This is a genomic window from Microcystis sp. LE19-84.1B, from assembly GCF_027531875.1.
GTDB classification, from domain to species: domain Bacteria; phylum Cyanobacteriota; class Cyanobacteriia; order Cyanobacteriales; family Microcystaceae; genus Microcystis; species Microcystis panniformis.
On the sequence record NZ_JAPZSR010000376.1, the window covers coordinates 1 to 12,594 of the forward strand.

General features: G+C 42.6%; 19 protein-coding genes and 1 pseudogene. 9 read left to right on the top strand and 11 right to left on the bottom strand.

Features of this window, described 5'->3' with window-relative positions; translation table 11 throughout:
• The coding region (locus O9324_RS27320; RefSeq protein ID WP_353737494.1) for a helix-turn-helix domain-containing protein at positions 1-44 on the bottom strand (44 nt) is incomplete at its 3' end.
• 153 nt (positions 45-197) lie between these two features.
• Between O9324_RS27320 and O9324_RS21175 the strand changes: the two genes are divergently transcribed.
• A complete protein-coding gene (locus O9324_RS21175) occupies positions 198-1,556 on the top strand; it encodes a serine hydrolase domain-containing protein (RefSeq protein WP_287629853.1) in 1,359 nt (452 codons plus the stop codon).
• Positions 1,557-1,748: 192 nt separating this feature from the next.
• Positions 1,749-2,516 carry an ABC transporter ATP-binding protein gene (locus tag O9324_RS21180; protein WP_288141230.1) on the top strand — a complete coding sequence of 256 codons (768 nt, stop codon included), beginning with the start codon at positions 1,749-1,751 and terminating at the stop codon, positions 2,514-2,516.
• A 305-nt stretch (positions 2,517-2,821) separates the two neighbouring features.
• Here O9324_RS21180 and O9324_RS27325 read toward each other — a convergent pair.
• Positions 2,822-3,106, bottom strand: a pseudogene (locus O9324_RS27325) (hypothetical protein).
• A 362-nt stretch (positions 3,107-3,468) separates the two neighbouring features.
• Between O9324_RS27325 and O9324_RS21190 the strand changes: the two are divergent.
• Both O9324_RS21190 and O9324_RS21195 read left to right on the top strand, forming a co-directional pair.
• On the top strand, positions 3,469-3,744 hold the full coding sequence (locus tag O9324_RS21190) for a hypothetical protein (protein WP_002767597.1): 276 nt from the start codon (positions 3,469-3,471) through the stop codon (positions 3,742-3,744).
• Complete coding sequence (locus tag O9324_RS21195) at positions 3,741-4,118, top strand: clan AA aspartic protease (RefSeq protein ID WP_287629857.1); 378 nt, start codon at positions 3,741-3,743, stop codon at positions 4,116-4,118. Before O9324_RS21190 ends, O9324_RS21195 begins: the two co-directional genes overlap by 4 nt.
• 243 nt (positions 4,119-4,361) lie before the next feature.
• Here the strand turns inward: O9324_RS21195 and O9324_RS21200 are convergent, their stop codons facing one another.
• The 8 genes from O9324_RS21200 to O9324_RS21235 form a co-directional block, all read right to left on the bottom strand.
• Positions 4,362-4,640: a YgiT-type zinc finger protein gene (locus O9324_RS21200; protein WP_002767595.1), complete on the bottom strand. Its 279-nt coding sequence runs from the start codon at positions 4,638-4,640 to the stop codon at positions 4,362-4,364.
• Complete coding sequence (locus tag O9324_RS21205) at positions 4,579-4,896, bottom strand: DUF4258 domain-containing protein (RefSeq protein WP_002779213.1); 318 nt, start codon at positions 4,894-4,896, stop codon at positions 4,579-4,581. The genes O9324_RS21200 and O9324_RS21205 overlap by 62 nt, the downstream gene beginning before the upstream one ends.
• Positions 4,889-5,113 carry a hypothetical protein gene (locus O9324_RS21210; protein WP_288141232.1) on the bottom strand — a complete coding sequence of 75 codons (225 nt, stop codon included), beginning with the start codon at positions 5,111-5,113 and terminating at the stop codon, positions 4,889-4,891. The genes O9324_RS21205 and O9324_RS21210 overlap by 8 nt, the downstream gene beginning before the upstream one ends.
• Before the next feature lie 76 nt (positions 5,114-5,189).
• Positions 5,190-5,579, bottom strand: a complete 390-nt coding sequence (locus O9324_RS21215; RefSeq protein ID WP_288141233.1) for a PIN domain-containing protein — start codon at positions 5,577-5,579, stop codon at positions 5,190-5,192.
• A gap of 134 nt (positions 5,580-5,713) precedes the next feature.
• Positions 5,714-5,947, bottom strand: coding sequence for a hypothetical protein (locus tag O9324_RS21220; RefSeq protein WP_002745620.1), 234 nt, complete (start codon positions 5,945-5,947; stop codon positions 5,714-5,716).
• Between the two features lie 6 nt (positions 5,948-5,953).
• Positions 5,954-6,193, bottom strand: a complete 240-nt coding sequence (locus O9324_RS21225; RefSeq protein WP_288141234.1) for a hypothetical protein — start codon at positions 6,191-6,193, stop codon at positions 5,954-5,956.
• 111 nt (positions 6,194-6,304) lie between these two features.
• Complete coding sequence (locus O9324_RS21230; RefSeq protein ID WP_288141235.1) at positions 6,305-7,039, bottom strand: PEP-CTERM sorting domain-containing protein; 735 nt, start codon at positions 7,037-7,039, stop codon at positions 6,305-6,307.
• Positions 7,040-7,681: 642 nt separating this feature from the next.
• Positions 7,682-8,314: an HAD-IB family phosphatase gene (locus O9324_RS21235; RefSeq protein ID WP_288141236.1), complete on the bottom strand. Its 633-nt coding sequence runs from the start codon at positions 8,312-8,314 to the stop codon at positions 7,682-7,684.
• A gap of 86 nt (positions 8,315-8,400) precedes the next feature.
• Between O9324_RS21235 and O9324_RS21240 the strand changes: the two genes are divergently transcribed.
• Entirely contained in the window at positions 8,401-9,219 is an 819-nt protein-coding gene (locus tag O9324_RS21240) for a carbon-nitrogen hydrolase family protein (RefSeq protein WP_288141237.1), read from the top strand.
• A 181-nt stretch (positions 9,220-9,400) separates the two neighbouring features.
• Here the strand turns inward: O9324_RS21240 and O9324_RS21245 are convergent, their stop codons facing one another.
• Entirely contained in the window at positions 9,401-10,618 is a 1,218-nt protein-coding gene (locus tag O9324_RS21245) for a tRNA nucleotidyltransferase/poly(A) polymerase-related protein (protein WP_288141238.1), read from the bottom strand.
• A gap of 94 nt (positions 10,619-10,712) precedes the next feature.
• Between O9324_RS21245 and O9324_RS21250 the strand changes: the two genes are divergently transcribed.
• The 4 genes from O9324_RS21250 to O9324_RS21265 all read left to right on the top strand — a co-directional run bounded on the left by O9324_RS21250 (position 10,713) and on the right by O9324_RS21265 (position 12,377).
• Entirely contained in the window at positions 10,713-10,961 is a 249-nt protein-coding gene (locus O9324_RS21250; RefSeq protein ID WP_002755241.1) for a Ycf34 family protein, read from the top strand.
• A gap of 299 nt (positions 10,962-11,260) precedes the next feature.
• On the top strand, positions 11,261-11,536 hold the full coding sequence (locus tag O9324_RS21255; RefSeq protein WP_002767579.1) for a hypothetical protein: 276 nt from the start codon (positions 11,261-11,263) through the stop codon (positions 11,534-11,536).
• On the top strand, positions 11,533-11,901 hold the full coding sequence (locus O9324_RS21260) for a clan AA aspartic protease (RefSeq protein WP_287629453.1): 369 nt from the start codon (positions 11,533-11,535) through the stop codon (positions 11,899-11,901). The genes O9324_RS21255 and O9324_RS21260 overlap by 4 nt, the downstream gene beginning before the upstream one ends.
• Positions 11,902-12,119: 218 nt before the next feature.
• Positions 12,120-12,377: a hypothetical protein gene (locus tag O9324_RS21265; protein ID WP_287629454.1), complete on the top strand. Its 258-nt coding sequence runs from the start codon at positions 12,120-12,122 to the stop codon at positions 12,375-12,377.
• The last annotated feature ends 217 nt before the right edge of the window (positions 12,378-12,594 follow it).

Sequence of the window (12,594 nt, forward strand, 5' to 3'; positions counted from 1 at the left end):
TGTTCGGGTGTGGGGTAAAATCGAAACGAATAGGCTTTTTCCATACCTCACATTTTAGCATATATTTCGTAAACGATGCTCATATTTAACAGTAAAGCCGTCGTAGAACGACGGGGTTTCAGACCCAAATTTTCGATGAACTATCTTTTCATTCCGAGACTAAATCTAGTCAGTTTTCCTAATTTCCCTGATTTTTCATGAAACTCCGGCGAATTCTCTTAATATTTTTTTTTAGTGCCTGTGTACTGGCAAGCGGCTGGCATCTATCCCTCAAGGCGATCGCAGAGGAAAGAACCACGGCAGCGACTAAGATAACTTGGACGGCAGCCAACTCCGATCCAAGGATTTTAGGCTGGATGCAGGGTTCGCCGCCCCCCCCCGATAAAATTATCCGTTTTGCTAACGGTAGTTATTTTCAATTTCCCCAAATGCGCTGGAGTGTTTGCCATTTTCAACAGCTTATGCCCACTAAAGCCGTTAGTCGGGGATTATCTCTAGCTGTTCCTTTGGTGAAAAAAGAATTATCAGATATTGACAACGTGACTTTTCTGCCCTGGGGGGCCAAGGACACGATGACTTGGCAACAATCCCTAGAAGCTAACTTTACCGATGGGATCCTGGTGATGCACCATGGTCAAATGGTTTATGAAAAGTTTTTCGGCTGTTTGAACCAGGTGGAACGTCATGGGGCCATGTCCCTAACTAAATCCTTTGTGGGATTATTGGGAGAAATGTTAGTGGCCGAAAATAAATTAGAGGAAAATAAACTGGTTAGGGATTATATTCCCGAACTGACGAAAAGCGGCTTTGGCGATGCCACGGTGCGTCAAGTTCTCAATATGACCACGGCCCTAGATTATAGTGAAGATTATGCCGATCCCAAGGCGGGGGTCTGGCAACACGCGGCCGCCGGGAATCCTTTACCGAAACCAGAAGGTTATACGGGCCCTAGCACTTATTTTCAATTCCTGCAAACTGTCCAAAAAAAAGGAGAACACGGTCAGAGTTTTGGCTATAAAACTATTAATACTGATGTTCTTGGTTGGTTAATTGCTAGAGTCACGGGGCAACCACTGACGGAAGTTCTCTCGGAAAAAATTTGGAGTCAAATCGGTGCCGATATTGATGCTTACTTTACCGTAGATTCGATCGGGACTCCCTTCGCCGGTGGCGGCTTAAATGCGGGTTTAAGAGACCTGGCGCGCTTCGGCCAAATGATCCTCGACGAGGGCAAGGTTGGCGATCGCCAAGTAGTGCCGCCAGAAGTCATCCGCAAGATTGGCAAGGGGGGAGATCCACGGGTATTTGCGAGAGCGTCATACTCGGCCTTAAAGGGATGGAGTTATCGCAGTATGTGGTGGATTACTCACAACGAGAATGGTGCTTTTATGGCGCGGGGAGTTCACGGTCAATCCCTCTACATCGATCCCCGTGCAGATATGGTAATCGCTCGTTTTGCTTCCTATCCCGTAGCAGCTAATGCGGCCAACGACCCTACCACTCTACCAGCTTACCAAGCTGTGGCAGATTATCTGATCAAGCTCGATCGGCCCTAGGGTAAGCTAAGACGCATTTTGATTCGCTAGTAGTGGTGAGCCGTCTTGTTTATCCAGTCAGGATTGTGTAAATCCTGACAACTGATTCTTTCTGGGTGACTCTCCTGACAATTATCTTTTTTTGGTCGGTGCAATGCTTACTTGCAATCGTCTTGATCGAGTAAAATCGACTAATTTAATCTATTAACAAGGATGCAAGCAAATTTATTAGAAGTGCGGGGGGCAACCCGTCGATTTGGGGGATTAGTCGCTGTCGATGGGGTTTCCTTTCAGGTACAAAAAAACGAGATTTTTGGCTTAATTGGACCCAATGGGGCGGGAAAAACAACTTTATTTAATCTGATCACTGGTTTAATTCCCCTATCCAGTGGTGATTTAATTTATCAAGGCTGCAGTCTGGCTAATTATCGTCCTCACCAGATTGCTCAGGCGGGAATTGCCCGTACTTTCCAGAATTTGCGCTTATTTGGTGAATTATCGGCTTTAGAAAATGTAGCGATCGCTGGACATATTCACAATAGCTCCAATCTTTGGACGGGAATTTTGGGTTTACCAGTTTCGAGAAGGGAGGAGGAAAAAACCTACAAAAGAGCGGCGGAATTATTAGATTTAGTCGGACTAACCGACCAAAGCAATCGAAAAGCCCGTAATTTAGCATATGGTGATCAAAGACGCTTGGAAATTGCCCGCGCTTTAGCTTTGCAACCCCAGTTATTACTCCTCGATGAACCGGCAGCCGGGATGAATCCCAGCGAAAAGGGGTCATTAAGTCAGCTAATTCGACAAATTCGCGATAATTTAGCTCTAACCGTCCTGTTAATCGAACATCATGTGCCTTTAGTGATGGGATTATGCGATCGCATTGCCGTGTTAGATTTCGGTAAGTTAATCGCTTTGGGAGATCCAGCTACAGTCAGGGAGAATCCTGCGGTGATTGAAGCTTATTTAGGGGATGAATAGGGATTTTAGGCTCTCTTGGGTTTGGTGGGTAAAATGTATTCTAAGATACATTCCTCCTAGCGGGGGGGGGTGGAACGAACCACAAAGACACAAAGGACACAAAGATTGAGCGATCATATAGTAAGTTAAACTTATCACACAGAACCTAGAAGAGCCAAAAATCGTAACGCTTCGTTAACCGCATCAGCAGTAGGAAACATTTCTGCAAATCATCTTCCATTTCTGACTTATCCCTGTTCATAACCTTCTCGTTTGGTTCGTGTCACTTCTATTGCAATAAAGTTCCTCTAATAAAACTACTCTATTCACCAAGTTACTCCCTTTAATTCAGCCGGAAATAAAGGACGCTCCGATAAACGATCTTGATCGAGTGCTTCGATTAAATATTCACCTGTTTCTTTTTGTTCCTGTTCATCTTCTTCATCAATCCAAGATTGAAGTAAATTAACCAGTTTAGTCTGTTTTTATTGTTCTAAAATAGCATCTTTAAGTAGCTTGAGGACATAAGCTTCTAAAGAAAGACCTTTCTCCCTCGCTTTTTGGCTGAGATATTGTTCGATTTCCGATGTTAAATTAAGAGTTAGTGGCATGGGCTTGACTTGAATCAATTTATCGTGTCTTTAACTATTATAACCCAAAAAAGCGATCGCCGTCTATCAAGAGAGCGCAATTGCAGCAATTCCAAATTTAAGGTTTCATGACATAAAAATCCTTATGACAAGAGGGTTGTACAATTCTTAACATTTGGATTGATCTCTGAAATGGCGCAAAATCGTTCCGAATTTATTTTTGCTGGCGCAATTGCTGCCAATAATCCTCGCCAAAATCAGCCGACTGGATTGCACCAAAGATATCAATCTTCAATGTTCGATACGAGGCATTAGAGGGGAGTGAGAGAAGATGTTGTCATGTCAGCTAAAATGGAAACGTAAAGTTAAACGAAATCAAACCGATGAAACTTCGACAACCCCGATACAGCAAAGAAGAATTTGCTAGACGTGGCAACCACCTCTATGAATCTCAGATTCGTTCTCAAGTCGAGGAAGGCAATCATGGTAAAATTGTCGCTATCGACATTGAAACTGGAGCCTTTGAAGTGGCTGATGACATCGTAACCGCATCAGAGCATCTCCTTGCCAAATATCCCGATGCTCAGACTTGGTTTATCCGAATTGGGCATCGGGCAGTCTATCATTTTGGCGCACGGAGTTTGAGAGAAACTCTATGATGTATGGCTCGGTAAATCAGAGTTGCGAGGCAATCCTTCCAGTGGTCGTGAAAAACGATGCTAAAATGCAACTCGTGGATGCAGTAATTGATACAGGTTTTTCAGGATTTTTGACCTTGCCTTCTAGTATTATTGCGGTTCTAAATTTAACCTGGAAGGGGCGTGATATCGCAACATTGGGAGATGGCAGTTATTGTATTTTCGAAGTTTATATTGCGAGGGTAATTTGGGACGGTCAGTATCGCACAATCGACATCAATAAATCCGAAACAGTGCCTTTAATTGGGATGGGATTGTTGCGAGGCTATGATTTGCGAATTCAGGCGATTGAAGGCGGTTCCGTTACCATTGAACTATTGCCAATTCCCCACTAGAACCATAACCCAACCTTGTATAACGTTTCCAAATGAATTGTAAAAAGGAAGTTGACGGCGATCATCTCTATTTCGGTTAGTTCTCCAATCAACTCAAAGCCATTACCCATCTCATCATTCTAACAAAGATTAATAAAAATGTGGAATGCCCCAAAAAAAGCGATCGCACTCTAAAAACATAGCGAAATCGCCCCTAATTTAAGACTTCAATTGTTGCTCGATTTGCCAGTTTTCTATTAAACACTAACTAGCAAAGTCAAATACTGGTGTTTCAATTACCCGTTTTGGTCGCTTATTTTCCCAGATAATTTCCTGCAAGCGTTCGACAGTTTCTGGTGCAAAAAAACGCTCTCCCGTTTCTACACAGACTCTAGCGGGGACATTTTCTATAATAAAAAAATTGCCATTGATTTCAAGGGTATAGGTAACTTCTTGTTCAATTAAGATTTCTTGTCTAGAATTAGTTGACATCTGGTGTTCTCCTTGATTTAAAATCAATCCATAAATTTGGATCGGGTTCATATAGGGTAATAATTTTGAGCAAAGGGCGAGAGGGATAGCTACAATGAATGTGTAAGGCTCTATTAATTAGAGTAAATCCCAAAAGTAAACAGCTTGCACCATACTTATCAGCCGGATAATCTTCAATAATTTCGCTTTGTTCCATCGCCTCCCGTAATTCTTGAACACTGATCTGACGCAGGATACTTTGATTGACAGCGTGTTGAGAAAATTCAAATTGGTTTTGTCTAACTTTTTGACGAATTTCCTCAATCATTTCTGTCATAGCCGCCTTTAATTTGATCGTAAATATCCGTCGCTGTCATTTCACCAAATAACTGATCTTTAATTTCTAAATAATTTAGAGGTTGGGATGCTGTTTCTCTTAGAAAGAAGGCCGCTTTAGCAATTCCCAATCTTTCTACGAGAGCTTTAACTCCCTCTTTTCTAATTTCCTCAATCTCAGGAATCGTCAGATCTGTTGGAACTTTCATAGTAATTTTTCTCAATTCAAGCGTTGAAAATAATGGCGACAAACTCCACAGGAGTTTTAACAGCAAGACTGCCGCTCTATTTTTTAATCATTCGATCTTCGCAGGTAATGAAGTAGTCTGCTTCTATAGCTTCGGCACAAGCAATATGCAAAGCATCTACTCCTTTAATTCTAGCAGAGGTTTCGATTTGCTGCGATCTTGCTAAGACCTCTTCCGTAATCAGTTGAAAGTGCCTAGCTTGTTGCAGGACTAGCTCGACAAAAGTGCGGCGGTTGCTGTCAGGATTTCGCTGATTTTCATATACTAGCGCATCAGAAGAGATAATTTCTATTGTTTCATTCTCCACCAGCAGGAAAATTAATTGCATCGAGATTGACTCTAAATAGATTCTGGCTTGAGTCTGATCGTCAAAGATTCGGTTGAGAACACTCGTATCAAGATAGACTTTCAATTTTACTTTAGTCATTCACACTTCTACTATTATAACCCAAAAAAGCGATCGCACTTTATTGATAATTTATAGCGGGCGATCACTTCTAATGTCAGTATTTCAGCTTAGGTCGTTTATTATCAGCAACGCCCAGGTAATTTACTCGCTATTTAAGGGCGGACTGCTAATAACTGAACTTGTACCGTTTCAGGAAGTTTTATTATGACAAAATGATTTTCTGGATACAAATAATCTTCGCCAGATTCATCAATCACTCGCAAACATCCCACCTCTTGCGCTTTAGCATCAGGTAACACTTGATAAAGTTTACAAACCTCTAAATCTCCGCCTTCTTCAGCGGTAATACAGATAGCAAATTCAATGTTAGATGCTGGTGTTTGCATAAATATTTAGTCCAAAACTCGTTTAACTTTCATTTTTCGCCGACCAATACCATGAGACTCATACCAGTGTAGTTCAGCTTTGCGGATTTCTCCATCAGGAAATTGAACTAAGCCGACTCCTTTTAGCTTCCGCCATCGACGACCCCCAAACTGGGCTTTTAGCCTTCTGAGTTCACGAATAGAGAGGTTGACGGCGATAATCTCTATTTCGGTTAGTTCTCCAATCAACTCAAAGCCATTATCCATCTCGTCATTCTAACAAAGATTAATAAAAATGTGGAATGCCCCAAAAAAAGCGATCGCACTTTATCAATATAGTGCGATCGCTGCTAATTTAAGGCTAGATTTACCAGTTTTTTATTTTAATTTGCGCTTCAAGACTGAACCAGCACCTAAAGCACCGATGGCGACTAAACCTAAGACTGAAGTAGGTTCGGGTACAGTTTGATTGTTACTTTGATTGTCAGTAGTAAGGCGAAAAGTATCGAATGTCCAAGCTCCACCTTGTGGATCTGTACCACTTGCAATTTGTAAACGCATACCTAATGACGACCACCCATTTGCGATAGCGTTATTGAAAATTGAAGTAATATCGAAACTCAACGTGTTCCCTACAGAAAGACCCGCAGTATTGAAAGTTCCGACAGTTCCAATGGATGGAGCTTGATAGTCGGAGATATCCTCTAAATTATTACCTTGATAGGCGACGATATTGATATTTCCTGTAAAGGGAAAGTCATTCTGACCTGAGAACAATCCCCCAGCTTTGAATACATCGAAGGTAACAAAGGCTGAAGTTGCAGTACCCAAGCCAGCCATATTGTATTCAGAAAGTCCGCGAACTTCCTCAGAAAAGAAATCACCAACCTCAGCTTTTCCAGCCGGATTACCAAAAGCGCCGCCTGTATTAGAATGATAATGTGTTCCTACAGTCTGATCATTGCTGCTAGCAACAGAATAGGTGAATCCGTTAGTGATAGTAACAGCTTGAGATGTGGGTGCTACTATAGCAGAAAAGGTGCTAAGGGCGAGAAATGCTGCCGATCCAGCAGCAGCCGTTGAAAATTTTTTCAGCACAGTTGAAGTTTTCATACTCAGAAAGTTTCCTCAAAACAAATAAACAAACAAATGTTCTGACTGTCCTTTAAAGGAAAAAATCTCGAATTAAGCGACATTGGCAAGGGAGAAAGACTGATTTTTCCAAAATTGCCAATCACTAAATTTTCAGTTAGTTCCTCAATGACGATACAGAGCCATGACGCGATTCTACCCCCCCCGATTTTGTCAAGCCTAAACCAACATAAATTTACAAAAATTTACAATTATTGTTACCCTTGAGAGTAGGGTAGTAAAAAATCTTTTAACGGGTTGATCTTGGATGTTAGAACCTCTCGTTTCTAGGCTCTGCCTAGAAATGTTTAATGAGAGGCTCTGCCTCCTGAGTAATCTTCACAGAAGGCAGAGCCTTCAAAAATCATTCCCAGGCGGAGCTTGGGAATGAGACGGCGAAAATCATTGCCTCTTGCCTATCCTAACCATTACTTATAAGTAGGTAGGTGTTAAAAGTTGTCAGACACCCCCCTTATCAAGGGGGGACTAAGGGGGGATCGGCACCCCCCTTATTAAGGGGGGACTAAGGGGGGATCGGCACCCCCCTTATTAAGGGGGGCAGGGGGGATCGAACCTAAAATCTATTTTTAATTTAATTACAACCAGCTACTTAACAGCCAATCCCTAATCTCTCAATAACAGATATTCACGAATCTCAAAAAAGTTATCCCAAGGAATATAGGGTTGATTTTCCGCTTGTAGATAATCGATTAAACGATCCCTAGCAAAAACTAGATCGGCCTTTCTAGCCATGGTAATATCGGTAACGGAATCACCGATCGCAATAGTTTCTACTCCTGAATATTTGGCCATAATCAAGGCTTTAGCCACTAATTCCGTCTCATTTTCCCAATCGGAATGAACTTGCAGATATTCCCCTTGTGTATGAAGATTGACCCCATAAATTGCCGTCACCTTGTCTAATAGTCCCTCCCGTTTTAAGACCGTTGCAATCATGCCTTGGATACCACCAGAGATAATAATAAAAGGGATGGCTCGCTCCTGTAAAAAAGCGAGAAATTCAGCTAATCCAGGTCGAATTGGCTTGCTTTCGGCATAGGCAAGAATATCGGCGTATTTTTGGCTCGGTATCGACTCTAGCAGTTGACGGACACCCCGGCGCAGAGTCAGAGTACGGGCGTACATTTGGGGCATAATTTGGGCTGATAAATCGGGGGCGAATTCTTTGAGCATACCCGCAAAAGTTTCCACGGCGGTGATAGTGCCATCAAAGTCACAGAAAACAATTTTACTCATGGGGTGACAAAATATCTGAAATTGGATATAATCGAAGGTTATGATTAATTTTACAGAGATTATCTGATTCTAGAGCTTCAACCCCCATGAAATCCTATCTCGCCGCCGCTATTCAAATGACCAGTCAGCCGGATTTAGAGAAAAATCTCGCTGCCGCTGAAGAATTGATCGAACTTGCCGTGGGTAAAGGGGCGGAATTAATCGGTTTACCAGAAAATTTCGCCTTTATGGGGGCAGAAACCGATAAAATCGCCCAGGCTGAGACTATTGCTCTCAAAGCCGATAAATTCCTCCGCACCATGGCCCAAAGGTTCCAAGTGACCATTTTAGGGGGCGGTTTTCCCGTGCCGGTGACGGGTATTGCCGATAAAGCTTATAACACGGCTATTTTAGTCGATGGCAACGGTGCGGAATTAGCCCGTTATCAAAAAGTCCATCTCTTTGATGTCAATGTCCCGGATGGTAACACCTATCAGGAATCGAGTACAGTCATGGCAGGGATCGATTTACCGCCGATTTATGGCTCCGATAGCTTGGGAAAAATTGGCCTCTCGATTTGCTATGATGTGCGTTTTCCTGAACTCTATCGCTATTTATCGCAGCAAGGAGCCGATGTTTTATTTGTACCTGCGGCGTTTACAGCTTTTACAGGGAAAGATCATTGGAAAGTTTTGTTACAAGCGCGAGCGATCGAGAATACTTGTTATATAATAGCTCCTGCTCAAACGGGCAATAATTACGCACGCCGTTACACCCACGGTCACGCTATGATTATCGATCCTTGGGGTGTGGTTTTAGCCGATGCGGGGGAAGAAGTGGGGGTGGCAATTGCCGAAATTAATCCCCAACGTCTGCAACAAGTGCGACGACAAATGCCTTCCCTGCAACATCGTGTTTTTGTTTAAAATTCGCTCAGAAAATTAGTTTCCAGGGACGGTTATCAATGGGGAACAGAGCCTCACTTCTGTGTTCTTCAACCACTTAAGTAGGTAGGCATTAAAAATTATCAGATGCCCCCCTTATTAAGGGGGGATTAAGGGGGGATCAGACCTAAAATCCATTTTTAATTTAATTATAACCAACCACTTATAATAACTTTTTAGCAAAATCGATCGCCTCTTGAAAAACTTTAACTTGGCCCTCAATTTGGGCAATTTGTACCTCGGTTAATAACTTACCGATAATCGGACTAGGTTTCAGGTGTAAATGGTTAATTAAATCATCGCCCCTTAATAAAGGTCGGGGATGGGCGATAATATTATCGGGATCGAGATAGGAAGTAAACAGAGAAGCGACAATATTTTTGTTAATCCCCATCGATAGAGCAAAAAGAGCAAAGACAGGAAATACTTTTCCCGTATTTAGATAAATAAAATACTGTTCCCGCAGACTTAAATTAGCTGCTTCCTTGAGGGGAGGTAAAGACTTAATTACCGTGATTACCGTGCGAATTTCCCCACGGGAATACTTAAGATCGATTAACTCTTTTTCCGCTTCTGCTAAAACATCCGATACCAATAGAGCCAATTTTGTCAACTGTAACTGAGAAGGGGAAAAGATAAATTTTTCTGGTAACAAGGATTCTAACAATCCTGCTGCCGCTTCCACCCCCATAACTCGCTCCATTTTTGCGGGGGTAATCCGACGCAACCAGAGGGATAATAAGCCATCTTCCCAGGCACTTTTTAGCCATTTATTGCCACGGGAATTGAGCAAAAGATAATTTAACTCGGATTGTACCCTTTCGGCGGCTACACGGCGCAATAAAGGGGCAAGAGAACGAATAGTTGCACGGGTATGGGGTTCGATTTCAAAGTCCAATTGAGCCGCTTGTCGATAGGCCCTTAATAATCTTAGGGGATCATCTTGGAGATTTTCGCGGGAAATCATCCGCAGAGATTGGCAGCCTAAATCTTTTAATCCCCCTAAAGGATCGAAAATTTCTTGGGTTTGGAGATTATAAGCGAGAGCATTAACGGTGAAATCCCGTCTTTTTAGGTCTATTTCTAGAGATTCTCCCTCCTGTTGCGCGAAATCAAGCGTACCCTGCGGAAAAACGACGCGAGCAATTTGACGAACCGCATCTAAAACCACAAAACCGGCTTTATACTGATGGGCAATAGTTTGGGCAATTTCGATCGCTTTTTCAGGAACTACAAAATCTAGGTCAATATAGTCTTTCTGACGGTTTAATAAAGCGTCTCGCACAGCACCACCGACTAAATAAGCATTTTCTGGCAATTCTTGCTGATTAATCGCAAAAACTTCTTTAACTAAACTATCTAGGTTTTTTTGACAAGACATCGAGAAGATAAATTTACAAAAATATAATTTTGACCGGCCCCATTTGGGGAGAGACTGAGCTAGATTAACGGAAAAGACCTATAGAGTTAAACCTATGTGTATTTGTATTAACTGCTATTTTGTTGATCGCTGTCTCACCTATCATGCCGTAGAAACACAACATCAGGAACGTCATCTCACCGAGACACCGGACTTTGAAGCGAAGAACCCTTCTATTAACGTTAACATTCGCACCAAGGAAGATTATATCGAAATGGAATGGGATGTGGTGGGTTGCGATAGCTTTTTACGGGAAACTGGTAAATGGTCTAGTTTGCGTCCGGGTGAACCAGTTCCCACCTAAAATACCTGAATTTACCCCCATACATATTTACTACAATACCCGAAAACCCTTGCCCAGCAATGGATAGATCCGTTAACTTTTCTTGCTGTACCCGTGCAATAGTGGTCATGTATATAGAAAAAGTTCCGATTGAGTCGATGTGGATTGTTGAAGCTAAAGGACGCAGAGATGAAGCGAGAAATAGTTCTGTTCAGCTAATTTCAGGCGAAGAGGCTTTAGCGCAAGTCAGACGGCTGTAAGTGCGTTCGCCATGTTACAGGATAAAATAATTAAACCGAGTTGAAATCGAAGTCAAGGATATGGTAATTCGACAACCCCGCTACAGCAAAAAAGAATTTGCCCAACGTGGCAATGAACTCTATGAATCCCAAGTGCGCTCTCAAGTTGAAGAAGGCAATTATGGCAAAATTGTGGCGATTGACATTGAAACCGGAGCGTTTGAAGTTGCCGATGATTTGGTGACAGCATCGAAACAACTCTCTGCACGAGTACCTGATGCTCAGACTTGGTTTATTCGGATTGGACATCTAGCAGTCGATCACTTTGGTACAAGGAGTTTGAGAACAAAGCAATGATGCAAGGTCGTGTGAATCAAAGGTGTGAAGCGACCTTATCGATCGCGCTCACGAATAATAAGACAGCGCAGATGGTAGATGCTGTAATTGATACAGGATTTTCGGGTTTTCTCACTTTGCCGCCTGACATAATTGCCACATTGGGGTTGAGTTGGGAGGGCCGAGATATTGCCACATTAGGTGACGGAACTTTCTGTACGTTTGAGGTTTACATCGGGCGCGTGATTTGGGATGGGCAATATCGTGAGATTTACATCAACGAATCAGAGACACTTCCACTAATCGGGATGCAGCTATTGCGAGGTTACGATCTGCGGATTCAAGCGATCGAGGGTGGTCTAGTCACGATTGAGGCTTTGGAGTAGAGTGCGATCGCCATCTTACACGATAAAATAATTAAACCGAGTTGAAATCGAAGTCAAACGGATCACCAACTCAGTTTGCGTCCTGGTGAACCAATTCCCACCTAAAATACCTGAACTTCCCCTCATACATATATACTACAAGAGCCGAAAGTTAATCCACAAATATGTCTTGGACAGCCAACGATTCGAGGAATGCGTAATTTAAGAGCGAGGTATTTATGGGTAAAGAAGAAGAACTACTTGAACAATGGCGAGAATTGACTCCGGAAAAGCAACAAAAAGTTTGGCAATTTGTTCAAATACTTAAATCTGAGTCACAAACAACACCAGAAGCTAAATTTATTCCCCAAACACCATTAAGCAAAAAGTTATGGGAAATCCGACAGCGAGCAATCGCAGCTGGATTGCAACTGCTCAATGAAGACGAAATAGAACAAGAACTTGCTGCACGTCGAGGAGGATGCAGTGAGTCATGAAATTGCTGGCACTTACGGTTTAGCGGCGATGGATGCACTTCATGTTGCTGCTGCGCTGCAAATTCAAGCTGATGAACTAAGGGACTTGCGCTTTGATAATGTACCTTTTGGGCGAACGCAGTTCGCCCCTACATTGTGGACAAAATCCGTTACTGTAGGGGCGCAATGCTTGCGCCCTCCGATCGCTCAGGTTTGCTGATCACCCTAAGTAGGGGGA